Source organism: Paracoccus wurundjeri, from assembly GCF_030678915.1.
GTDB classification, from domain to species: Bacteria; Pseudomonadota; Alphaproteobacteria; order Rhodobacterales; family Rhodobacteraceae; genus Paracoccus; species Paracoccus onubensis_A.
In genome coordinates, this window is record NZ_JAUUTZ010000016.1 from 68,102 (window position 1) to 90,687 (window position 22,586).

The 22,586-nt window shown below is 59.6% G+C and carries 19 protein-coding genes and 1 pseudogene; 8 read left to right on the top strand and 12 right to left on the bottom strand.

Going from position 1 to position 22,586, the window contains the following annotated elements; genetic code table 11:
• Positions 1-179: 179 nt before the first annotated feature.
• From Q0601_RS15840 to pdxR, 3 genes are all read right to left on the bottom strand, one after another.
• Positions 180-524 carry a chaperone modulator CbpM gene (locus Q0601_RS15840; RefSeq protein ID WP_305290841.1) on the bottom strand — a complete coding sequence of 115 codons (345 nt, stop codon included), beginning with the start codon at positions 522-524 and terminating at the stop codon, positions 180-182.
• Positions 521-1,462 carry a DnaJ C-terminal domain-containing protein gene (locus tag Q0601_RS15845; protein WP_305290842.1) on the bottom strand — a complete coding sequence of 314 codons (942 nt, stop codon included), beginning with the start codon at positions 1,460-1,462 and terminating at the stop codon, positions 521-523. The genes Q0601_RS15840 and Q0601_RS15845 overlap by 4 nt, the downstream gene beginning before the upstream one ends.
• A gap of 337 nt (positions 1,463-1,799) precedes the next feature.
• Positions 1,800-3,254 (bottom strand): MocR-like pyridoxine biosynthesis transcription factor PdxR, encoded by a 1,455-nt coding sequence (pdxR, locus tag Q0601_RS15850; protein ID WP_305290843.1) that lies wholly within the window; start codon positions 3,252-3,254, stop codon positions 1,800-1,802.
• Between the two features lie 90 nt (positions 3,255-3,344).
• Between pdxR and Q0601_RS15855 the strand changes: the two genes are divergently transcribed.
• The 3 genes and pseudogenes from Q0601_RS15855 to Q0601_RS15865 all read left to right on the top strand — a co-directional run.
• Positions 3,345-3,764, top strand: a complete 420-nt coding sequence (locus Q0601_RS15855) for a cupin domain-containing protein (protein ID WP_305290844.1) — start codon at positions 3,345-3,347, stop codon at positions 3,762-3,764.
• Between the two features lie 18 nt (positions 3,765-3,782).
• Positions 3,783-4,238: a carboxymuconolactone decarboxylase family protein gene (locus Q0601_RS15860; protein WP_305290845.1), complete on the top strand. Its 456-nt coding sequence runs from the start codon at positions 3,783-3,785 to the stop codon at positions 4,236-4,238.
• 64 nt (positions 4,239-4,302) lie between these two features.
• A pseudogene (locus Q0601_RS15865) lies at positions 4,303-4,548 on the top strand (integrase core domain-containing protein); the annotation flags it as partial.
• A gap of 208 nt (positions 4,549-4,756) precedes the next feature.
• Here Q0601_RS15865 and Q0601_RS15870 read toward each other — a convergent pair.
• The 8 genes from Q0601_RS15870 to Q0601_RS15905 form a co-directional block, all read right to left on the bottom strand.
• Positions 4,757-5,065 carry a DUF2149 domain-containing protein gene (locus Q0601_RS15870; protein ID WP_305290846.1) on the bottom strand — a complete coding sequence of 103 codons (309 nt, stop codon included), beginning with the start codon at positions 5,063-5,065 and terminating at the stop codon, positions 4,757-4,759.
• On the bottom strand, positions 5,065-5,535 hold the full coding sequence (locus tag Q0601_RS15875; protein WP_305290847.1) for a MotA/TolQ/ExbB proton channel family protein: 471 nt from the start codon (positions 5,533-5,535) through the stop codon (positions 5,065-5,067). Before Q0601_RS15875 ends, Q0601_RS15870 begins: the two co-directional genes overlap by 1 nt.
• Complete coding sequence (gene cobN / locus Q0601_RS15880) at positions 5,532-9,431, bottom strand: cobaltochelatase subunit CobN (protein ID WP_305290848.1); 3,900 nt, start codon at positions 9,429-9,431, stop codon at positions 5,532-5,534. Before cobN ends, Q0601_RS15875 begins: the two co-directional genes overlap by 4 nt.
• A 13-nt stretch (positions 9,432-9,444) precedes the next feature.
• Positions 9,445-11,316: a TonB-dependent receptor domain-containing protein gene (locus Q0601_RS15885; protein ID WP_305290849.1), complete on the bottom strand. Its 1,872-nt coding sequence runs from the start codon at positions 11,314-11,316 to the stop codon at positions 9,445-9,447.
• Between the two features lie 388 nt (positions 11,317-11,704).
• The gene (locus tag Q0601_RS15890) at positions 11,705-12,805 is read right to left on the bottom strand and encodes an ABC transporter permease (RefSeq protein WP_305290850.1); all 1,101 of its coding nucleotides are present in this window, start codon (positions 12,803-12,805) and stop codon (positions 11,705-11,707) included.
• 3 nt (positions 12,806-12,808) lie between these two features.
• The gene (locus Q0601_RS15895; RefSeq protein WP_305290851.1) at positions 12,809-13,936 is read right to left on the bottom strand and encodes an ABC transporter permease; all 1,128 of its coding nucleotides are present in this window, start codon (positions 13,934-13,936) and stop codon (positions 12,809-12,811) included.
• On the bottom strand, positions 13,933-15,693 hold the full coding sequence (locus tag Q0601_RS15900) for an ATP-binding cassette domain-containing protein (RefSeq protein WP_305290852.1): 1,761 nt from the start codon (positions 15,691-15,693) through the stop codon (positions 13,933-13,935). The genes Q0601_RS15895 and Q0601_RS15900 overlap by 4 nt, the downstream gene beginning before the upstream one ends.
• The gene (locus Q0601_RS15905) at positions 15,690-16,685 is read right to left on the bottom strand and encodes an HlyD family efflux transporter periplasmic adaptor subunit (protein WP_305290853.1); all 996 of its coding nucleotides are present in this window, start codon (positions 16,683-16,685) and stop codon (positions 15,690-15,692) included. Before Q0601_RS15905 ends, Q0601_RS15900 begins: the two co-directional genes overlap by 4 nt.
• A 300-nt stretch (positions 16,686-16,985) precedes the next feature.
• Here Q0601_RS15905 and Q0601_RS15910 point away from each other — a divergent pair, with 300 nt between their 5' ends.
• Positions 16,986-17,669, top strand: a complete 684-nt coding sequence (locus Q0601_RS15910) for a TetR/AcrR family transcriptional regulator (RefSeq protein WP_305290854.1) — start codon at positions 16,986-16,988, stop codon at positions 17,667-17,669.
• Positions 17,670-18,123: 454 nt separating this feature from the next.
• On the opposite strand, the gene Q0601_RS15915 is transcribed toward Q0601_RS15910, so the two are convergent.
• Positions 18,124-19,113, bottom strand: a complete 990-nt coding sequence (locus tag Q0601_RS15915; RefSeq protein ID WP_305290855.1) for a GlxA family transcriptional regulator — start codon at positions 19,111-19,113, stop codon at positions 18,124-18,126.
• 190 nt (positions 19,114-19,303) lie between these two features.
• On the opposite strand from Q0601_RS15915, the gene Q0601_RS15920 reads away from it, so the two are divergent.
• The 4 genes from Q0601_RS15920 to Q0601_RS15935 are packed head-to-tail and all read left to right on the top strand — an operon-like array spanning position 19,304 to position 22,548.
• A complete protein-coding gene (locus Q0601_RS15920) occupies positions 19,304-20,107 on the top strand; it encodes a transporter substrate-binding domain-containing protein (protein ID WP_305290856.1) in 804 nt (267 codons plus the stop codon).
• Between the two features lie 51 nt (positions 20,108-20,158).
• Positions 20,159-20,908, top strand: coding sequence for an amino acid ABC transporter permease (locus tag Q0601_RS15925; RefSeq protein ID WP_305290857.1), 750 nt, complete (start codon positions 20,159-20,161; stop codon positions 20,906-20,908).
• 1 nt (position 20,909) lies between these two features.
• Positions 20,910-21,791 carry an amino acid ABC transporter permease gene (locus Q0601_RS15930; RefSeq protein ID WP_305290858.1) on the top strand — a complete coding sequence of 294 codons (882 nt, stop codon included), beginning with the start codon at positions 20,910-20,912 and terminating at the stop codon, positions 21,789-21,791.
• A 10-nt stretch (positions 21,792-21,801) separates the two neighbouring features.
• Positions 21,802-22,548, top strand: a complete 747-nt coding sequence (locus Q0601_RS15935) for an amino acid ABC transporter ATP-binding protein (protein WP_305290859.1) — start codon at positions 21,802-21,804, stop codon at positions 22,546-22,548.
• The last annotated feature ends 38 nt before the right edge of the window (positions 22,549-22,586 follow it).

The window sequence follows — 22,586 nt, forward strand, 5'->3', positions numbered from 1 at the left end:
AAGAATGGTGATAAAGGCGGTTCAAGACAGCTTTCCCCCTAAACCAGTACGGATCGCTCCGCCAATTGGGAACCCTGTTGCCGCGTTCGAAACAGAGTTCACTCAGTGTTAGATTACTTGGGCGCCCCGGAAGATGGTGCTGGCTACAGACTCCTGCAAAACCGCGCGATCAAAATGATCTAATCCAATTCCTGAACTTCGTATCGGGCTTGGCATGCCGCTATCACAGAGCGGCGGATTGCTTCCGGCTGACTATCGACCGCGCGCGCAAGATTATGCAGCTCGCGCCGTATTCCCTGTAGCTGATCGAGAAGCGAAAGCACCACAGGAAGTGCATCATCCGACAAGTCCATATCCAGCCGTAAGTCACAGATCAGCCGAAGCCGCGCGACATCGAGATCGTCGAACACCGGCCCGGTATCACCCCGAGCTGGACGCACCCACCCCTCTTTTACGTAGAACCGCAAATCGGTCAAACTGACCCTGCGGATTTCGCCAACCACGGCGGTTTCGTCATAGATCATATGTTCCTCCTCAGGGTCTCCCTTGGATCAAAAGCGGCATGTTCGCTCCAGCGCTTGGCCAGCGCCTCCATCTCGGAATCGATGGCTTGGGGCAGCACGATCTTGAGACGTACATATTGATCTCCAGAGCCGTTGGGCGAAGCGATCCCCTTGCCCTTGAGACGCAGCCGATGCCCGGACGACGCCCCTTTGGGCAGGCGCATCGACACAGAACCCGAAATCGTCGGCACCTCAACCTTCGCACCCAGAACCGCCTCATCAAAGGTCACCGGCAGCTCTATCTCGATGTCGTTGCCGTCACGGGTATAAAGCGGATGCGAACGGACAGAGACGGTAACATAGGCATCCCCGGCCGGCCCTTTACCAAAGCCCGGCTGCCCTTTGCCTTTCAGCCGCAATGTCTGACCGTCACGTAGCCCCGCCGGAATCTTCAGGTCGATCTGGGTGCCGTCCGGCAGCGAGATCGAGCGCTTGGCACCAAGTGCAGCATCCAGAAAATCGACCTCCATATTATAGCGGATATCGCCACCGCGTGCGTCGAAATCCCGTCGCCCATACTCCGCCCTACCCGACCGGTCGGCTCGCCGCGAAAACAGATCCGAAAAGACCTCGGAGAAGTCCTGAAAGTCGGAATAACCTGCGCCAGAAGAATAACGTCCCTGGGGATCATTGTCGGCATAATGCCGATAATATTGCTGCCGGTGTTGTTCCTGTCCGCTGGAATCAATTTCACCGGCATCAAAACGTTTACGTTTTTCCTCGTCGCCGAGGAGGTCATAAGCATTGCTGATCAGTTGAAATTCAGCCTCTTTGGCCTTGTCGCCGGGATTGAGGTCAGGATGGAGCTTCTTGGCAAGCTTCCGGTAAGCCTTCTTGATTTCATCCTGCGTGGCGGATTTGGAAACGCCCAGAATACTATATGGATCGTCGTCGCTCACAGTTCGTTTCCTTTCTCTCCGAAGAATGATCGGTCAACGGGTCTCATTCGATGCAGAGGATAGCAGCATCCGACAATCAGTAAAAATTTGTCAGGGCTTACGTTGCGTACCACGCACGCAGCGCCCTGCGCCTGATCACCCGCACCGCATTCGGGTAATGCGACCGAAGGTGATGAAAACTGATCCCTATTAACGATTATATGGATGACGGGCGTCACGCATCAACAAAATGCATAACAACCGAAACAATGACCGTTCACCGCCCATTTTTTATCCCCTGCTCGGTCAATACATCCTGATAAGACAGAAGAATCGATGCTGTCGCCCATTTCCACACTCAAGGGTGATCATAGTCAGAGCCAAAGGCCGTATCCGGGACGCAGCTAAAGCGCCGGATGAGTTCCTCCATTCGCTCGCAGGATCTCGCGAGTTCCCTTGTCGGCGATGTCGCAACGCCAAGCAGCAGCCCGGACCGGCTAGTCTCCGACGATGCGTAAAAAGGCGAGAGCGGTGCGGGAAACATGCCGAAAGCCAGCATTTCACGCGCAATGGCAAGATCCGCCGCACCGTCGGGCAAGCGCAGCAACACGGCCAGGCCCGTCGCCGTAACCTGATCGGCATCGAAACGGGAATGAAGCTCAGCCAGCAATTCATCCCGCTTCGCGGCATAGCTGCGCTTCAGACGGCGGAGATGGCGCAGATAATGGCCTTCGCGCATGAATTCCGCCGTGGCAAGCTGCACCGCGGGTCCCGGCGGCGGGGCAAGACAGGCTGCCACTTCAGCAAAGCATGCCATCAGATCGACCGGCGCGACGATGAAGCCAAGCCGGATCGTCGGGCTGATCGTCTTGCTGAATGAACCGATATGAATGACCCGCCCGGCACGGTCGAGCGATGCCAGCGCCGGCGCGGCACGACCTGTCAGTTGCAATTCGCTGAGATAATCGTCCTCTATGATCCAGGCACCGCTATCGGCAGCCCAGTCGAGCAGCTTCAGGCGCCGCTCAAGCGATAATGTCGCGCCCAGGGGCGCCTGCTGTCCGGGCGTCACCACCACCAGCTTTGCGTCCGCCGCATGACGCAGCCCGTAGTCGATATCGATGCCGTCCGCATCGACCGGTACCGGCACGATCAATAACCGCGCGAGTTCAAGCCCTTTGCGGGTGAAAGGAAAACCCGGCTCCTCCATCCAGGCCTTCCGCCCCTCAAGCCCCAGCGCCCGAAACGCAAGCCCCAGCCCGGCACCGTATCCGCCGGTTACGATGATCTGCGACGGCAAGCAGTCGATACCGCGGGCGATGGTAAGATAGCCAGCGATCTCTCGCCTCAGCTCGAATTCGCCGCGCGGATCCGGGTAGATGGGGGCCGCGCTCGCTTCTGCGCGAACGGCTTTTGCACGTATGCGCGCGAAGAGCGTCGCGGGGAAAGTTTCGGTCGCGGGGACGCCCATCTGGAAGAAAGCGGGACCCTGGGTCATCTCCTGATAGATTTCAAGGAAGGAACCGGGATCGGGTCGCTGCTCGCTTTTCGCCACTGCCCGAGGACGCGGCGCGACGCGCGTTCCTGCCGCGCCGGACGCGACGATTAGCTGAGCCGCGTTCAGCTTCTCATAGGCCGCCCGCACCGTGCCCCGGGCAACGCCGAGTTGGACGGCAAGGTCCTGCCACGAGGGCAGGCGCGCGCCGGGCTCAAGCACACCGTTTTCGATCGCGGTCGCGATCCCGTGCCGGATCTGGTCCGCAAGCGTCGCCTTCGCGGATCGGTCGACATTCAGGTGCAGGAGTTTCTTCATGCTATAATGGTACAGAATTATTCTTCATTATTGGTTCTTCTCTATAGCTCATATCGGAAGCATCTTCCATCCATCGAAAGGAGGACCTTCATGAATACCAAAACCATCCTCACCACCAGCATCACAGCCCTTGCCCTCTCAGTGGCAGGTCCCGCCTTCGCCCATGATGGCGAAACGGAAACCGTCACGCCGAATTTCGAGGCGGCCATTCCCAATATTCCCGGCAAATCGCTGATTGCCGTCGAGGTCGAATACGCTCCGGGCGCGGCCTCTCCGTCCCATAGCCATGCGGGTTCGGCGTTCATCTATGCCTATGTGGTCTCGGGCGCCATCGAGTCGAAGGTCGATGACGGCGAGACACGTGTCTATCAGGCCGGCGAAAGCTGGTCAGAACCGCCGGGCGCGACCCATTCGGTCAGCCGCAATGCCAGCGAGACCGAACCTGCGAAACTGCTTGCCGTCTTCGTTCTCGATACCGGTGACAACCCGCTGACTACGCCCGTCGAATAACAGCAAAGGAAAACCGATATGAGCAAACGGCTGGATTACAACCAGATCGCGCCGAACGGCGCCAAGGCGCTGGGCGGGGTCTATGGCTATGTCATGCAAAGCGGTCTGCCCGCCGAACTGGTGGAGCTTGTCTATCTGCGTGTTTCACAGATCAACAATTGCGCCTTTTGCCTCGACATGCACACCCGCGATCTCGCAAAGAAAGGCGTGCCGGTCGAAAAGCTCGCTCTTGTTCAGGCCTGGGAAGAAGGCGGCCCGCTGTTCAGCGAGACCGAGCGCGCCGCCCTGGCCTGGGCCGAAACCGTGACGCGCGTGGCCCAGACGAATGTGCCGGACGAGGCCTACCAGGCCGCCCGCGCGGTTTTCGGCGAGAAGGAGCTGGTCGATCTCACCATCGCGATCAGCCTGATGAATGCCTTCAACCGCATGGCGATCAGCTTCCGCAACACGCCTCAGGCCGCACTCGAAAACTGACTGCGCCGCATCGGGGCGCCCGAAATCCGAAGGAGTCTTTCCATGAAAATCTTTATCGCCGGCGCCGACGGACAATGGCTTCATTGAGGCGTTCAACAGCAAGCTCAGGTCCGAGTGCCTGAACGCCCGTCGCCATTGTCGCTCGAACCGATGGCGCTCCAATGGCAACTTCATGAGCCTTGCAGATGCGATCGAAAAGCTGGAGGATTGGCGTAGACACTACAATGAGGAACGGCCACACAGCGCGATCGGAAACAAAGCCCCGATCACGCTGACGAAATCGGGAGGCATCACCGGCCTGTCATCCTGATCAAAGCCGGAAAACTTTCGCCATGGGCGGTAGAAGGTTCGGGGTCGGAGCACATTTAAAAATATAACGAGGCGAGCAGATGATATTATCAGGTAACGCGTTAAAAACCCAAAAATCATATATTCAGGCATCTCGGTATGCACCAGCCAGCCCCGTCCGGACAAAATGACCAGGGAATCAAGCCTCGTGAAGATCAACGGAAAGGGGGCTATTCCTCTTCTGGGACATAGATCATCCGGCCATCATCCAGCCGGTAAGTGATACCCGCCCGAACGCCCTGCCCTTCTCCGATGCTGTCGCTGGCCTCGTAGCTTTGCAGGACCTCGCCCTCCTTGATGGTCACGCGCATCTGGTCTGTGCCGGGATTTTCGATCACGGTCACGCTTTCCGCCGCAAAGGGATTCAGCGGATTTTGCAGGATTACGATCATCAGGATACCGATCACCACCAGAAACAGATCGATCAGATTGACCACCGACAGGATTGGATCGTCGTCATCCTGTTCCAGAAACCGCATCAGACCGCCCCGGATCCGCGTTCCACCGCCCGCAATTCCTGTAAAAGCCAGCGACGGCGGATGGTCAGCACAAGAAACGTGATCGAGGCGGCGATAAGCGCAAGGATCACCGCCGAAAAGGCCACGACCAGATTTTCAGCCACCAGGGCGGAATCATTGCGTCCAAGGGCCAGTAATGCCGGCCCCATCGGGATCATCGTCGCCACCAGCCCCAGCATCGGCGCCGCGCGTGAAACGATGCGAAGCCACTCGGTCCGGCGCAGGATCTCGAGTTCCAGATCATCGCTGGACGCACCCTCCGCCGAAAGCGCCAGCACCGGGCGATAACCGCCCGTCCGACGCTGCGCATATTCGGCAAGGAACATGCCAAGGCTGACGAAGGCATAAATCAACGCGGCAAGGATCAGCAAAAGGACAGGGGTCTGGAACAGGCGGGAAATCTCGAACAGCTGGGTTTCCAGTGCAGTCATGCGGGGACTCCGGTGGAAGGGGCGCGGTTAGCCCGGATTTGCAGGAACACGCCGAATCCGATCAGAACAAGAATTCCGAAAAGACCCAGCAAAAGATCGATCGTCACGGGCGCGGGTTGTGGCGGGGGTGGGACCGGAGCAAGCAGCTTGCCCTGTACCTGTTGCGACTCGTTCATGGCCTCGGCGGCGGTATCGGCGGCGGCAGGGTCGGTCATTGTCAGAGACGCTTCGGCTGCCGCAGCATCAGCGGGCGCGGCATCGACACCGTAGCCCTGCGCCATCTGGCTCAGGAAATCCTGGGTGGCGGCGGCTTCGTGGACACTCACTTCGTCCATCGCCACCAATTCCTGCCATCGTTGTGCCATCCGTGCCCGGGTTTCGGCCGGGGCGTCCCAATAATCCTTGCGGATCGCCTCGGACATGCGGGCGATCAGTTGCGCCTGCGCAGTCGGATTATGTTCTTCGAACCATTCGTTGACGCCCAATTCCAGCGCATCCTCGACATAAGTCTCGAACATCGCCTGCCATTGGTCGGCGCGCACGGATTCAGGGGCGACGACCTGCCAGCCAAAAAGATTGTTGGTTCCGTCAAGCACGGCCAGCGTGCCCGAATATCCCTGTTCCTGCATCGCCGACAGCCATTGCGGGCTAAGATAGCGCAGCCGCAATTCATCAGACAGGAAACTTGAAAGGGAAGCCGTCCGGGGCTCACCTTGCCGCAGATCCGAGATATAGAGAGCCGGCGTCTTGCCATCCAGATGACGGATCGCCAGTCCAAGCCCTCCCAGAAACTCGAACGGGTGATCGCTGCTCAGCACACCGTGCAGGTTCGAACTGCGCGACATGATCGCGGCGTCGCTGCCGCTCAACTGCCGGGCGAACAGATTGACGCCATCCGGGGCAATGCCCCATTCCTCCGCGCCATAGGCGAAGCGCGTCCCGTTCAGGAAGGTCTCGGCAGGAACCGCCTCATCGTCCCAGCTTGCCGAGTCCAGCGTGACATGGCTGATCCCCGAACCGTAATTCTCGGGCGCGTTGCTGAAGATCCGGTATCGGGCAAGCCTTGCGGCCTGATCCTGTGCGATACCTTCGCGGCTCAGTTCCGCCTCGATCCTCCGACTATTCAGGGCAACGGCATTGCCCGGCTCGTCCAGTTCGGCCAGCCGATCCGTCGCCTGCGCCAGCAGACGCATGAAACTGTCGAACTGGTCGCGATAGACGCTGGTAACCGAGATCACCACATCGATGCGTGGCCGCCCCAACTCTTCGGACGGGATGATCTCAAGATCGGTCAGCCTGCCCGCGGGATCCCGGATGGGGTGCAGGCCAAGCGCATGCAGGATCTGTGCCTCGGTTACGCCAAGATGGTTGATCGCCTCGCTGGCCCACAGGCTGAAGGCAAGCCGGTCGGGTATTTCGCCGTCATGGTCTTCGGCATAGGCGGTCAGCAATTGGTCCAGCGCCCGTTCCCCGGCGGCATAGGCGCTTTCCGAAGGAATCCGGTCCGCCTCGAACGCATAGAGATTCCGCCCAGAACGCAGTTCCGGATCGCGGATCGGATCACCGCCAGAGCCGGGCGGGATATATCGTCCGGCCAACCCTGCCAGAAGCGAGGGGATCTCGTCCGATGCGGCGGCGGCCTGATCAAGCTTCATGGCACGGTCGCGCAACTCGGTCATTTCCGGCGTGGTCGCTTCTTCACCATCGCGGAGCCAGCGGCGAAGCTGGACGACCGGCGCGCTTTGCCCGATCAGTGCCGGATCTTCCACCAGCGGCTCATCACCATCGCCAAACGCGTTTTGAAAGGGCTCGCCAAGCTGTTTCATGATGGTGACCAGCCGGTGTTCGGGATCGGCGGGCTCACCGAAAACATGCAGACCCAACGGCACCGCGCTTTCCGCCAGATGGTGCAGATGATCGTGCAGCGCGGACATGAAGCCGGAGAAATCATTTTGCATCTTCGCCTCATTCCAGCCCATATCGGCTGACAGCCCGGACTCGGCCGCCATCTTCCGCAGGCGCGTGGCGCTTTCGTCGCGGACCGGCCCCGGGGCAAGCTGATCATATTCATGGATCAGGTGATGCAACTCGCGCAGTTCTTCCTGCAGGCCCGCAGGCGCGAAAGGTGGCGTCTGATGGCTGACGATCACCGCGCGGCCACGACGGCGCGCCTGGATCGCTTCGCTGACATTATCCTGAAGATAGGGATAGAAAACCGGCATGTCCCCAAGGGCGAGGTAAGGGTAATCACCCGCCCAAAGCCCGCGATCCTTGCCCTTCAACCATTCCTGGGTTCCATGCGTCCCCAGATGGATCAATGCGTCCGCACCGAATTCCTGCCGCAGCCAAAGATAGGCTGCCATATAAAGGTGATCCGGCGCGGAAGCGGTGTCGTGATAATGCGAGTGCCCCCCGTCGCCGTCGCGCGGCATTTGCGGCAAGATCACCAGATTGCCCAATTGCAACCGGGGAATCACGAAAGCCGCCTGCCCGTCGATCTGCCGCACCGCCCAGTGTCGCGACGGGTCCCCTGCCCCCGTCATCTCCTTGTGGCGAATATCGGGCAGGCCATCCAGCCATGCGCGATAATCCGAAACCGGCAGGGTATCGGCCAGCCCGCGATCAAGCAGAGCCTCCGGAGGGGTCGTACGCCACAACATCGACAACAATGCCTGCAAGTTCCCGATGGCACCGGCCTCGTCCAGCGGATCGACATGATAGCCTGCATCCGCCAATGCCCCGGTGATCATCTCGATACTGCGCGGGATGTTCAGATTCGAAGCCGAGTAGTTCCGCTCGCCCGGCGGATAATTCCAGAACATCATTGCCAACCGCTTCTCATCTTCGGGCTTGTGGCGCAATACGACTAGGCGGCTCAGCTTGTCGGTCAGCGCGTCAAGCTGCTCCGGTATGAGAACTTCTTGTCCGTTTTCGATCGCGGTCAGAACGATGGGATCGCTGGCGCCCCAGACCTCGGCACCGGCAAGAAACACCGCTGCCGAACCTTGCGCAACGCCGCTTTGCGCCGCCCGAAAATCTTTGGCCGATCCGTCGCGATAGACAAGCGTCTGGATCACAGGAATGTCCAGTTCCAGAAACTGCTGCGCCAATACCGGGCCATCGCGCAGATGGGTGCGGATCACCACGGCATCGGCACCAGCCTGCCGCAGCAGCTTCGGTCGTGCTTCGGAGGGCGACCAGAAGGCCACCGGTATCAGGCCCGAATTCTCAACCCCGCGGATCAGCCCGTCGACCGGACCGGATGTCAAATCGGTGACGGTGCCGGAATGGGTGACGATGCCAATGACACCCTTGCCGTCAAGACCTCGGCCCCGCTGCCAGTCCAGATAGGCGGTGACACCGGTGAACAGATCCGGCGCATCGGGATGATAGATCGCGGTCTCGGGAAGCGCGACCGGATCGGGGAAACCGCTGCGATCGGCATCCCGCGACCACGCGGCCAGATAGCGGAAGAAATTGCGATAATTCTCTGTCCCGCCTGCCCCATAATATTCAATCAACCGGGTAGCGTCAGGCGAGGCCAGATGCTGCCATTGCGGCGCGCCTCCGCCAATGGTGATCCGGGGGACGCCGATATCGGGCAGGTTGGCAAGCACGGCCTCAAGTTGCGCACGGTCATTCGGGCGTGACGTATCGATCAGGATCAGATCGGCATCCGCAAGCCATTCCGCACTGCCGGAATGGGTCGGCCCGACGATGACCGACTGAAGCTCCACCCCCTCGGACCGCGCGATCTCCTCCAGCGCCTGAAATTTCCCCGGCACGATGAAATCGGGGGCAAGGATGCGCAAGACCGGCCCGCGCGCCGTCCCGGCCATTCCGGCAAGGGGAAAGAGAAGCAGCGCAAGCAGCGCCGCATGCAAGAGCCTCGACATCCCGGATACCCCGTCAGAAACGCGCGGTCAGGCCGGCAAATACACGCCTGCCGGGATCGGCATAACTATAGGCGTCGTCTTCGGCGGCCAGCCGCTTGTCGGTCAGGTTCTCGATCCCGAATTGCAGGGACGCGGCATGGCTGACTGCGTAATCGCCATAAAGGGACATTGTGGTATAGGACGGCGCGATCCCGTCGCCGGTGGTGCTGCGCTGCTTTCCGACATGCCGGATGTTCAGTCGCGCGGACAGCGCATCAAGCGGTTGCCATTCGAGTTCCAGCGCACCCGAATGACGCGGGCGGCCCGCCAACTGCTCGCCACTGGTGCGATCGACAGCATCGAGATAGCCATAGGTTGCTCGCAGGATCAGATTGGGGCGCAGTGCAACATCGCCGCCCAGTTCCACGCCGCGAATCCGCACTTCATCCACATTGCTGTAGGTCCAGATTTGCGGGCCGCCGCCAGCGCAGTTCACAACACAACCGGTCTGAATGAGGTTATCCACCTGATTCTGGAAGATGGTCGCATTTGCGTTCCAACCATTTCCTGCGTAGTCCACCCCAAGTTCCGCCGTCACGCTGGTTTCAGGCTCCAGATCGGGATTGCCAACAACGGTAAACCGCCCACCCCCGGCTCTTGCCTCGTATTCCGGCGATAATTCTTTCAGGGTCGGGGCACGGAATCCCTTGCCGATCCCGCCCTTGACCGTCAGTGCATTGCTCGCATGCCAAACCAGATAGGCGCGCGGGCTCGTCTCCCAGCCGAAGGCTTCGTGCCGGTCGGCACGGGCGCCGAAGACCAGTTCCAACTGCTCTCCAAGCGCGATTTCATCCTGCAGAAAGGCCGCGTAATGGGTTGCCTCTTCACGGCCCGCCTTGTTTACCGTGGGATCCTTCAACCGCTCATCGCGTAACTCGGCGCCAAGCGTCACACGGTGATTGTCGAGGGGAGCCATCACGATCTGGCCATCAAGAACCGTGTCCGTCAGCCGGTTCGGTCCACCCGCCGGCTGGCTGTCGCTACGGCGATTGGTCCTTTCGATATCGGTGCGCGTCAGCCTTAACCGCGTTTCGGCCCAACCCCAATCGCCTTCATGGGCCAGCGACGCGCGACTCCGCCGAATCTCGTCTTCCGAGCGATAGGCGGACGGGCCCGAGACGATATCGTTCCATCGCTTCTCCCTGCCATAAGCCAGGCTCAGATCAATGCTCTGACGATCATCCGGGGTCCAGACCAGCCCAAGCCCCGCTGTGGTAGCATCCTGCTCTCCCAATTCGGTCCGGCGCGGATCCTGCTTCGAGTTTATCGCATCGCGGCGGCGGTGTTCGGCCCATAAGCTAAGCCCAACCGAACCCGGCACAACCGAGCCCGCTGCATAGGCGCTAAACGATCGCTGATCGCCCCCTTCACGCGGTGCCGTTCCATTCGCGGTGACCGAACCGCCCCAGCTTTCGCCGGGCCGGCGGGTAATGACATTGACCACACCGCCCAACGCCTCGGAACCATAAAGAGAAGACATCGGGCCGCGCACCACCTCGACCCGGTCAATAGCGGCTGCCGGGATCCAGCCATGTTCATAATCCGAATGCGCTACAGCCGAAGCCGAAGTGCTGATGCGGGCGCCATCGACAAGGACCAGCGTGTGATCGGTGTCCATCCCGCGCAGGCTGACGCCACGATTGCCCAGGCCCACGCCATCGACAGTCACACCCGGCACGCCCGCGAGAGCATCGCTTAGATCGTTCACCGGTCGTTGCCGCAACCCTTCCCCATCGATCACCGAGATGCTTGCAGGAGCGTCGCGCTTATTACGCTCTCCTTGCGTCGCGGTGATGACAATCTGATCCAAAAGGAAAGGCGCATCGGACTGCTGCGCATAAGACATGCATGCGACCCCGGACAAAAGCGAAGCAATTGCAAGACGTTTAGGGATTGTGAATTGTCGGGGCATACGCGTCTCCAGAAAAACTCACATAATCCATTACGTAATAACATTACATTATTCAATGCCAATTTCAATCTGAGCGGTCCATCCTTTGTGGGTGTGTCTGCATGGATGTTTGGGATTTAGAACGAGACAGCATAATGGGCACCCATTTGGACGGCTCGTCGCAGGTTGGAGTTTCGCGGCTTGAGGTCATTGAGGGTCCAACCGGCCCTCGTCGGCGCACACCAGAGGAGCGGGCACGAATTGCGACGGAAAGCATGATGCCGGGAGTCAAGGTTGCCGTTGAAACTTTCAATGAAGGCGTTCTGCCGCGGGTTTCGGGGGCTCAGCTTAACCGATTCCGGAACAGCCAGGCCGCCAGCGGCAATGTCACAGCCGCGATCGCAAGCAATGGCACGAAGTCGAAAGACACGTCGCGAAAACCGGCGCCCTCCAGATAGACCCGGCGAACCAGATCGATCCCGAAACGCAGCGGATTGGCATAGGTGATCCATTGCAGGATTTCAGGCATGTTGCGCACCGGGGTCAGCAGCCCGGACAGCAGCATCAGCGGCATGATCAGGATGAAAGTATACAGCATCGCCTGCTGCATGGTCAGTGCCACGGCTGAAATCGACAGGCCCAGCCCGACCGCCGCCGTGGTGAAGGTGATCAGCCCCAGATACATCAGCCAGACCTGACCGTTCATCGGAATGCCGAACCAATAGCGGATGATCAGATAGATGATCGTCGATTGCAGCAACCCGACAAGGATCGAGGGCAGCGCCTTGCCGATCAGGATCTGGGTCGGCGTCAGTGGCGTGACCTGAAGCTGATCGAAGGTGCCCTGCTCGCGTTCCCGCGCAACCGACAGGGCCGCCAGCATCAGTGTCTGCAGCATGGAAAGCGAGGCGATCAGCGCCGGCATCAGGTTCCAGCGGGATTCGAAATTCGGATTGAACCACGCTCTGCTGACGATAGTCAGCGGCGGCACCGCCCCCTGATCGGCATTATAGGCCGCAATAATGGATGACACATAGGCCGAGGCCAGACCCGCTGTCGATGAATTGCGCCCGTCAAGGATAACCTGTACCGGCGCCTCGGCCCCACCCGACAGTTTGGCGGCAAAATCCGGCTGAAATTGCAGCACCAGAAGCGCATCGCCGCTTTCGATTTGGCCGGCGATCTGACTGGAATTGTCGAGTGTTGCGATCCGCTGAAACACACCCGTGCCCTCCAGCCGGGCAATGATCTCGGTCGAAGCTGCGCTGCGGCTCTGATCCAGCACGGCATAGGGCGCATGGGTAAGGTCATAGGTCGCGCCAGAACCGAACAGCAGCGCCTGCATCAACGCCGGCGCAAAAAGCAGCGCCCGGCTGGAGGGATCCTTCAGGATCGCCCGCAACTCCTTGCGGATCAGGGCGAATAGCTGCGCAAGATAAAGCATGGCCTAATCCAGCCTTTTCGCCAGCGTGCGATGCGTCGCCCATATCAGCACGGCGGCGTAACAGGTCAGGATACCCAGGCCGCGAATGACGGTAGGCCAATAATCCCCGGCCAGGAACAGGGTCTTGATGACCGACATGAAATGCGTGGCCGGCAGCGCCTGACTGATGACCTGAACAGCAACCGGGACATTGCGCAAATCGAAGACGAAACCCGACAACATCATCGCCGGCATGAAGCTGATCAGCAGCGCCATCTGGCTGGCGGCGAACTGGTTGCGCGTCACCCCGGATATCCACAGACCAAGACCAAGCGACACCAGCAGGTAGAGCATCGAGGACAGCACCACGAGCCAAAGAGAGCCGCGCATCGGAACCTCGAACAGATATCGCGCAGCCAGCAGGCACATGATCAGGTCGATCGCGCCGATGATCAGATAGGGGGCAAGCTTGGACAGCACCAGCTCCAGCGGGCGCACGGGCGTAACGAAAAGCGATTCCAGCGTACCCCGCTCCCATTCCCGCGCGATCAGCAACGAGGTGAGGAAGGCGCCGACCAGTGTCATCACCAATACGATCAGGCCGGGGACAAGGAACCAGGTGCTGTTGCCAGCCTCGTTGAACCATGTCCGCGTCACGACCGTCACGCCGCTGCCGGTGAAGCGCGTGTCAGACCGGTCGGCGAGATGTTCCAGAGCGTTGGAAATCGCGCCGGTGGCATAACCATCAATCGACTGGGAGGTGTTGGAATCGACCCCGTTCAGGATCAGTTGCAGCGTGCCGCGCCCCTGAGCCAGATCGGTGGTGAACTCTGCCGGGACGCGCAGGATGGCCTCGGCCTCTCCTGCGCGGATCATGGCTTCGGCCTCGGGCATGGAATGCAGCCAGATCGGGCTGAGATAATCGGTCCCTTCCAGCCCGGCGACGGCGTTCAGCGTAATGGGCGAGCTGTCCTCCAGCACGACGGCGACGCGGGCATCGGTGACATCGAAGGACAGGCCATAGCCAAACAGCAGGATCAGCACCAAGGGCAGCAGCAGGCCCACGACCAGATTACTGCGGTCGCGCAGCATCTGGCGGGTTTCCTTGCGCGTCAATGCGATCAGCCGGGATATGAAACCGGATCCGCTCATGCCGCCACCTGCCGGGACCTGCTGTCGGCGCGATGCTGTTCGACAACCGCAATGAAGGCGTCGTTCATGGTCTGCCCCGCCCTATCGCCAGCCTGCGCGCGCACCTCCCGAGGGGTGCCGATAATCAGCATCTCTCCCGCATCCTGAATGGCGATGCGATCGCAATATTCCGCCTCTTCCATGAAATGCGTGGTGATGATGATGGTCACGCCGGTCTGTGCAAGCGCGGTGATCATGCGCCAGAATGCCCGCCGCGCCAGCGGGTCGATCCCGCTTGTGGGCTCGTCCAGAAACAGGATCTCCGGCTGATGCAGCAGCCCGGTCGCCATCGCCAGACGCTGTTTGAAACCGGCCGGAAGCTGTCCGCTTTGCGCAGACGGGTCAAGATCGAATTGCCCAAGCACCTCGCGGATACGGTTTTTCAGGGTGCGGCCCCGCAACCCATAGGCGCCGCCGAAAAATTCCAGGTTCTCGCGCACCGTCAAGTTGCTATAAAGCGCGAATTTCTGCGCGACATAGCCGATCCGGGCGCGGGCCTGTGCACGGGCGGTGCGCAGATTGCGCCCCGCAACCTCCAGATGACCACTGGTGGCGGGCAACAGCCCGCAAAGCATCCGGAAAGTGGTGGTCTTGCCTGCGCCGTTGGGACCAAGAAGCCCGAAGATCTCACCCTGCGCGACATCGAAGGACGTGCTGGCGACAGCAGTAAAATCGCCGAACTTGCGCACCAGATCACGCACGACGATCACCGGCTTGTCGTCCTTGATGGCCTGCTTCCTTCCCACAACCCCGGTCGCGGCGCTTGCCCCTTTGTCTTCCTGCTCCTGCTCGCGCAGAAGCATCATGAAGGCATCCTCAAGCTCCTCTTGCCGTGGTTCCGTGTCGATCCCGCCCAGCAGGTCCCGCAGATCGGCCTCATCCGCAGTAGGCTGTCTGATGAAACGGGCATTGCCCGCCTGGGGCGTCGCGTCGATGATCAGGTCCCGCGCGTCGATCAGACCGGCCTGCAGGTCGCGGGCGGGCATCCCGGACAAGGGAATGGCGGTATAGGTCAGCCCTTTCGCGCGCGAGGTGAGTTCGGCGGGCGTGCCATGAGCCAGCAGGCGCCCCTTGTCCATGACGAAAACCTGCGCGCAACGTTCCGCCTCATCCATATAGGCGGTGCTGACGATGACGCTCAGCCCTTCGTCATCGACAAGCTGCTGAACGATCTTCCACAGATCGCGGCGCGACAGCGGGTCGACACCGACGCTGGGTTCGTCCAGCAACAGCAGATCGGGCGAACGCACTAGCGTGCAGGCAAGCCCCAGTTTCTGCTTCATTCCGCCCGACAGCTTGCCCGCCGGACGTTCGGTGAACCGCGCCATATCGGTCATTTCCAGCATCCGGCCGAAACGCTCCTGCCGCTGTTCCGCCGGCACGCCATGCAGATCGGCATAAAGGTCCAGATTTTCCTGAACGCTCAGATCCTCGTAAAGTCCGAAGCGCTGCGGCATATAGCTGATCCGGTCCTGCACCGATTGAGGGTCTTGTGCCACGTCGATGCCAAGCACCGACAAGCTGCCCGATTGCGGCTTCAGATGGCCCGCGAACATCCGCATCAATGTCGTCTTACCCGCCCCGTCGGGCCCGACCAGAGCCGTCAGTTCGCCCTTGCGCACGCTTATCGACAGCCCGTCAACCGCCACGACCTTGCCGATATTCGGATCGTCAAAGGACCTGCGCAGATTTTCGGCGGTGACGGTCAGGTCTGTCATGTCCCGGCCCCGGCCTTCAGACGGACTGTCACCGGCTGGCCAAGCCGCAGCCTGTCGGCCTGATCCGAGATGATCACATGCACCTCGTAGACAAGACTCGTGCGCAACTCTTCTGTCTGGACGCTTTTCGGCGTGAATTCCGCGACTGAAGAGATATAGCCAACCTTGCCTTCAACCGGCTGGTCGGGATGGCTATCGGCAAAGACCTCTGCCTGCATGCCGGGGCTGATCCTGCCCAGATCAGGCTCGCTGACATAGACGCGCACCCATTTCGGCCGGGTCAGTGCAAGGGCAAAGACCGGCGTGCTTGCACTGACCATATCGCCCGGCTCGCGCAGCCGCGACCGGATGACGGCATCTTCGGGTGCAACCAGTTCTCCCTGACTGATCTGATGGCGCAACAGGTCCAGTTGGGCTTCTGCCGATCGCAGCTGCGCCTCTGCCTGAGCGACATCCTCGGCGCGGGCTCCGGCCTCGACCAGATCGAGTGCCGCTTGCGCCTCTGCTACGGCGGCCATGGTCGCCTCGGCCTGCGCCTGCGCCTGTTCAAGGCTTTGCTGGCTGGTCGCACCGCTGCGAGATGAGCGAAGCTGGCTTACACGCGCCAGATCCTGCCGGGCCAGCTCATGCATTGCTCCGGCGGAATCCAGCTGTGCCCGCGCCTGCGCGATCTCTTCGGGGCGCGAACCGTTCCTTAGCTTCAGAACGGCCTGCCGCTGCGCTTCGACGGTCGCTTGCTGCGCATCTGCCTGCAATTGCAATGTCCTTATGTCCAGCAGCCCGACGACCTGTCCCTTTTCCACATGATCGCCTTCCTCGACATACAATTTGCTGATGCGTCCGCTGCCATCGAAGGCAAGGGTGATCTGCCGGATATCGACATTTCCATAAAGCGTCAGCTGCCCGTCACCGGTGGCGCTGCGCTGGCTCCACCAATACCAGCCACCGGCAAGAGCGACGAGGATGACAAGAACGGGGATCAGCTTCTTCATCGCAAGGACTTCCGATTTTGGGTCACAGCGCCATGATTCTCTGGCTTGACATATAATTTAAATTAGATTTAAACTAAATCCAAGTTAAAATAGAGATAGTAATTTCAGGGAAACGCAATCGAATCCAAAACCTATCCCGGCATCGCTGAAAACCGGCGCCTATGTGCTGGGCGGCGCGGGCGGGATTCTGACGGCGGTTGCGCAATGATATATTATCATATTATTTGGTCAGCCTGACCGGACAGCCCCTGGGCTGCCTGATGATGGGTGCGGCCTTTCGACAAGAGGTTCATGCGCAAGATGACCAAAGCAAAACGTGCCGATGGCGAGGCGACTCGCAAGCGCATCCTCCAAACCGCCGGAGAATTGATCGCCGTCAATGGGTTTGCCGGAACGCCGAACAAGATGGTTGCGGCGAAGGCCGGGGCCGACATGGCGTCGATCAACTACCATTTTGGCAACCGCAACGGGCTTTATCAGGCCGTTTTGGTCGAGGCGCATCGCCGCATCATAGACAGGGCCGATATCGAGCGCATTGCGTCATCAAAGCTGCCCGCCCGCGACAAGCTGAGAATGCTGATCGAATTCTTCGTTGCCAGCGGATCGGGCAGCGATAGATGGCCCGTCATCGTATTGTTCCGGGAACTGCTCGCCCCCGGTCCGCATATCGAGGTACTACGCGATGTCGAGGTGGTCCCGAAGCTCCTGCTGGTCCTGCCGATACTGGGCGAGATCACCTCGCTTCCGCCTGACGATCCGGCACTATGGTCTTGCCTGCCCTGCGTGGGGGCGCCGTGTCTGGCGCTGCTGCTGGTCGGCCGTCATCTGCCATTCAGCAAGATCATGCTCGACCTTCCGCGAGAGGAACTGGTCGAACATCTTCATACATTCGCCATCGGCGGGCTTGAAGCCATCGGCGGCAGATATCGGCAGAAATTGATCGGCCGCCCGGAAGCGGATCCGGATTATTCGGTATCAGGCTGATAGCTTGCCGGATCTTGCAAGCGAAAACGCGATGCAGGTTCGGCCTGGCGTTCAACTCCGTCTAATCATCCGAAACCCGCCTGGAAGCGTGGGCCATCCTGGGCATGACGAATTTGCCAGATCGCCCGAGCGGGCAAATTCGTTAACCGCAAAATCTGAAACTCGACAGGGATCTGGACACTGTGCTGCGGCACATTCCACTCGCGATGGTTTCAGGGATAGCTATCGATGATTGCGGACACGAAATCCGGTTCAGGCGTAGCTTGCTAAACCCCTCACTTCTTTGCCGGGTTGTGGTGGTGCCGCGATGTTTCCCGAGTTCGACCTGCATGTTGAACCAGAAGCTGATTTCTGGTTTCGGGCAGATGGTTATGGCCAATGATTGCCAACATATACTTAAGACCAAGATTGCCTGCCAAATCGTGGGCTTAGGGCAGTAACAGGCTGACGAGGTTCACTCAGAGAGAACATCCAGCTCATCTCTGGAACGAGGACGGGAAGATGCGCGCGCCGTGGCACGACGCGCGGCAGGACTGGCACCAAAGTGCCGTAGAAAGGCACGGCTGAAATTCGACTGGCTGGAATAGCCGGTAGCATAGGCGATTTGCCCGATCGGCAATCGCGACTGCTGCAAAAGTTCGTCGGCCTTGTTCAGCCGAACATTGGTGTAATATTCCTTTACCGAACAGCCCAGATCCTGGCGGAACTGCCGTTGAAGCTGGCGACTGCTCAGCCCGGCAAGCCGCGCCAGATGCTCCAGCGGCAGCGGATCCGCGATGTGATCCTCCATCAGCCGTATCGCTCCGAATACCGCCGGAAGCAGGCTGATTTCCTCAACCCCGGTACCACGCTGCGCGGCCTCGGGTGTGCGGATCCGGGTATAGATGAAACGTCGGCTTACCGATTCGGCCAGCATCTGTCCGTGATGCGAGCGGATCAGAGCATGCATCATATCCAGCGCCGCAACCCCGCCGGCACAGGTAGCGCGGTCGCGGTCCAACACGAATAGTCGCTGCTCTATCAGAAGATCGGGATCCAGTTCGCGTAACGAATGGGCGTATTCCCAATGAACCGCAATACGCCGCGCCTTCAGCAGGCCGGCACGGGCCAACAGCACCACCCCACCGGAAATCCCGCCCAGGGGCACCCCTTTGCGCGCGGCCTGACGCAGAAAGCCGATGCAATCGAGCGCGTCTATAACAAAGGGATTGCCCCCCGCGATGACGAAAAGATAGTCCATCTCCCGAATAGCCGAGGCAAAGGGCAGGGTTTCAAAATAGGCCCCACAGGACGACCTCACGGGACCGCCCTTGGCCGAAAGATAGCTGTAGTCGTAAAGCGGCTTTTCCGACATCTGATTGGCCGCGCGCAGAGGATCCACCGCCGCAGCCCCCGACATCAATGCAAAGTCGTCCAGCAGAACGAAACCGTATGTTTCTGTCAATGCGAGGCAATCCTGTCCCGATATGATAACAATATGTCCGGTTAGGAGTATTATCGCATCAGGCACCTGCTACACAATTCAGAGATTCCTTGGGCGACACCCCGAGAGTAAACGGGTTTCAAACCCCGGCAAGAAACAGGTTCCAAGCGTGAAGTAACCCGCATAACAGCTTTGTCCACGGGAGATATAAATGAAAAAAGTTCTGAAAATCGCAGTGGGCGTCATTCTGGCCAGCACCACTCTTGCGGGCGCCGGTACGCTCGACAAAATCGCCGAAGCGGGCAAGATCGTGGTCGGCGTAAAGAATGATTACCGTCCCTGGGGATATCTGGATGCAGAGGGCAATCCGGTCGGGCTTGAAATCGATCTGGCGCGCGACATTGCCGAACGTCTCGGCGTCGAGGCCGAACTGGTCCCGGTCGTCGCCTCGAACCGGATGGAATTCCTGCAACAGGGCCGGATCGACCTGATCATTGCGACACTGGGCGACAATCCGCAGCGCCGCACCGTGGTTGGCATGGTCGAGCCAAATTATTATGCGGCAGGTGCCAATGTTCTGGCTCCGAAAGCGAATGGCCTCAAGGAATGGCCGGATCTGGAGGGCAAGGATCTTTGCGCCATCCAGGGCAGTTATTATCTGCGCGAGATATCACAGAAATACAAAGCCAATATCGTCGCCTTCGCAGGCGTGCCCGAGGCGACCGCCGCCCTGACCAATGGAAGCTGCGTCGGCTTGGTTTACGACAATACCTGGGTAGAAAGCCAGTTGATGACCGAAGCAGTTTGGGCCGATTACGAGATGCCCTTTGCCACCGAGCAATTGCAACCCTGGGCCATCGCGGTACCGCTGGCGGAGCTGGATGAGGCTTATGGCCAGAAGATCAGCGAAATCATTACCGATTGGCACAAGACCGGTTATCTGATCGAGGCAAATGCCGCGCATGGCATCGCCGACAGCCCGTTTCTGCAAGAGCAGCATGAGAAGTTCAGGTAAATCACGCTGATCCTGCCGGTTCGTCGCACCGGTCCGTTCATGTCAGGGGGGATGACGGTGGAAACTGTCCAATCTTTCTTTCTGTGGCTTCAACAGAGTCACGGAATAAATCTCACCATCGGTTATGACGACTGGGACCGGGCGCAGTTCCTTGACGGATTGTGGATGACGGTAAAACTGTCGGTCCTGTCGGTCTTCTTCTCGCTGATCGTCGGCATCACCGGGGCCTGGGCACAGGGGTCGCCTTTCCTGCTTCTGCGCACAGTGGTCGGCATGTTCGTCACCTTTTTCCGCAACACGCCTCCGTTGGTGCAACTCTATTTCTTCTTCTTCGCCCTTGGCTCGGTCCTCAGGATACAGACCGAAACCGGGATGAGCGTCCCGATGATCTCGGGTTTCACCTGGGCAGTCATATCGCTGTCACTTTTTGCCGGGGCGCTTAACACCGAAATATTCCGCTCGGGTATCGAGGCAGTGCCGGAATCCACCGTCGAAGCCGCAGAGGCGCTGGGCTTCACCCGTTTCCAGAGCTATTGGTATGTCGTTCTGCCGCTGGCCTTGCGCGTGTCGCTGCCTTCGCTGGGAACCAATCTCGTCAATCTGGTGAAAACCACCACGCTTGCCTATGCGATTGCGGTTCCGGAACTGCTTTACTCTGCCGCGCAGATCTGGTCCCAGCAACTCAATGTCCGCGAGATGATGACCGTTCTTCTGCTGACCTATATCCTGCTGGTCGCGATTCTCGTCTGGATCATGGGCCGCTGGGAAAAGGCATTGCGTATTCCCGGATACGGAGGCTGACATGTGGTTGCGTCCAATCCCCGAACCCGACCAACGCATCCCCGGCCATATGGATGTATTGCTGCCACGCCGCAACCGCCCGGCAGCTGTGATGACCTGGCGCGAATTTCTGCTGAGCCCGCTGATGCTCACGCTGGTGTTCGGCTGCTTTGCCATCAGCCTGATCGGCACCGCCTGGGCGCAAAATTCCGAACCGCAGCAATCGTCGATAATCGCGGTTCTGATCCGCTGGACGCCGCTTCTTGCGCAAGGATTCGCCTACAACATATTGATATCGCTTCTTTCAATGGCTCTTGGCACTCTTCTTGGTGTCCTGCTTGGGATCTTGCAGGTTTCGCCGCTCATGTTGATCCGCCGGGCAGCCTGGCTGGTCACGCAATTCTTTCGCAACTCGCCCTGGCTGGTCTTGTTGTTCTACTCGATCCTCCTGATCCCCTTCGAGATCAATATCTTCGGACAGACGATCCCATTCCCCGGCTGGATAAAAGCGGTGATCGGGCTTTCATTGCCCGTCATGGCCTATATGTCGGAATACGTGCGCGGCGCGATCCAATCGGTGCCGACCGGCCAATGGGAAAGCGCGGATTCTCTGGGCTTTACCCGCGGCCAGACGATGCGGATGGTGATCCTGCCGCAGACCGTAAAGCGGATCCTACCGAACTGGATGAACCTGTATGCCGTTCTGACCATGGCAACACCGCTGGTCTCGATCATCGGGGTCGATGACATCATGGGCTATGCCCGCTCGGCGCTTTCGTCAGAAGGCCGGCCGGAAATCCTGATCCCGATGTATCTTTACGTGCTGTGCTGGTTCTTTGCCTATTGTTACCCGATCAGCCTGATCACCTCGCGGCTGGAACGCCGCTATTCCGTCAAACTCTGAAGGACTGCCGATGAGCTGGACAGCCGATAAACCCATCGTCTCGCTGAAAGATGTTCGCAAAAACTTCGGAACTCACCCGGTGCTAAAAGGGATCAGTTTCGACATCATGAAGGGCGAGGTGGTCTGCATCATCGGCCCCTCCGGCTCGGGGAAATCCACGCTGATCCGCTGTATCAACGCCCTCAACGACATTCAGGGCGGCTCGATCCTGGTCGAGGGTCAGGAGGTGAATGATCCGTCGCTCGACAAGCTGGCGCTGCGAAAGAAAGTCGGCATGGTCTTTCAGCAATACAATCTCTTTCCCCATAAGACCGCTTTGCAGAACGTGATGATGGCGCCGACCAAGGTGCTGAAGGAAAACCCTGCCGAGGTTGAGAAACGGGCCCGGAAACTGATCCGGAAGGTCCGGCTTGAAGGGAAGGAAAACAGCTATCCGGGCGAACTTTCAGGGGGTCAGCAGCAGCGTGTCGCTATCGCCCGCAGTCTGGCGATGCGTCCCGATATCATGCTGTTCGACGAGGTGACGGCCGCGCTCGACCCCGAGACGGTCAAGGAAGTGCTGGTCACGATCAAGGATCTTGCCGCCGAAGGCATGACCTGCATCCTTGTCACCCATGAAATGGGCTTCGCCCGTGAGATCGCAGATCACATCTATTTCACCGACAAGGGTGTGATCGTAGAACATGGTCCGCCAGAGCAGTTCTTTTCCAATGCCAGCGATCCGCGCACCAGACAGTTCCTTTCGCAGGTACTCTGACCGCGGGATCGGTATCCTTGCCGCCTTTCCGTTCGGCG

Excerpts from the sequence above, each read along its gene's own strand:
- Q0601_RS15885 (WP_305290849.1), bottom strand. The coding sequence starts at position 11,316 with ATGTCTTATGCGCAGCAGTCCGATGCGCCTTTCCTTTTGGATCAGATT.
- Q0601_RS15920 (WP_305290856.1), top strand. The coding sequence starts at position 19,304 with ATGAAAAAAGTTCTGAAAATCGCAGTGGGCGTCATTCTGGCCAGCACC.
- Q0601_RS15930 (WP_305290858.1), top strand. The coding sequence starts at position 20,910 with ATGTGGTTGCGTCCAATCCCCGAACCCGACCAACGCATCCCCGGCCAT.
- Q0601_RS15900 (WP_305290852.1), bottom strand. The coding sequence starts at position 15,693 with ATGACAGACCTGACCGTCACCGCCGAAAATCTGCGCAGGTCCTTTGAC.
- Q0601_RS15905 (WP_305290853.1), bottom strand. The coding sequence starts at position 16,685 with ATGAAGAAGCTGATCCCCGTTCTTGTCATCCTCGTCGCTCTTGCCGGT.
- Q0601_RS15925 (WP_305290857.1), top strand. The coding sequence starts at position 20,159 with ATGACGGTGGAAACTGTCCAATCTTTCTTTCTGTGGCTTCAACAGAGT.
- Q0601_RS15910 (WP_305290854.1), top strand. The coding sequence starts at position 16,986 with ATGACCAAAGCAAAACGTGCCGATGGCGAGGCGACTCGCAAGCGCATC.
- Q0601_RS15875 (WP_305290847.1), bottom strand. The coding sequence starts at position 5,535 with ATGACTGCACTGGAAACCCAGCTGTTCGAGATTTCCCGCCTGTTCCAG.
- cobN (WP_305290848.1), bottom strand. The coding sequence starts at position 9,431 with ATGTCGAGGCTCTTGCATGCGGCGCTGCTTGCGCTGCTTCTCTTTCCC.
- Q0601_RS15895 (WP_305290851.1), bottom strand. The coding sequence starts at position 13,936 with ATGAGCGGATCCGGTTTCATATCCCGGCTGATCGCATTGACGCGCAAG.
- Q0601_RS15935 (WP_305290859.1), top strand. The coding sequence starts at position 21,802 with ATGAGCTGGACAGCCGATAAACCCATCGTCTCGCTGAAAGATGTTCGC.
- Q0601_RS15870 (WP_305290846.1), bottom strand. The coding sequence starts at position 5,065 with ATGCGGTTTCTGGAACAGGATGACGACGATCCAATCCTGTCGGTGGTC.
- Q0601_RS15855 (WP_305290844.1), top strand. The coding sequence starts at position 3,345 with ATGAATACCAAAACCATCCTCACCACCAGCATCACAGCCCTTGCCCTC.
- pdxR (WP_305290843.1), bottom strand. The coding sequence starts at position 3,254 with ATGAAGAAACTCCTGCACCTGAATGTCGACCGATCCGCGAAGGCGACG.
- Q0601_RS15860 (WP_305290845.1), top strand. The coding sequence starts at position 3,783 with ATGAGCAAACGGCTGGATTACAACCAGATCGCGCCGAACGGCGCCAAG.
- Q0601_RS15890 (WP_305290850.1), bottom strand. The coding sequence starts at position 12,805 with ATGCTTTATCTTGCGCAGCTATTCGCCCTGATCCGCAAGGAGTTGCGG.
- Q0601_RS15840 (WP_305290841.1), bottom strand. The coding sequence starts at position 524 with ATGATCTATGACGAAACCGCCGTGGTTGGCGAAATCCGCAGGGTCAGT.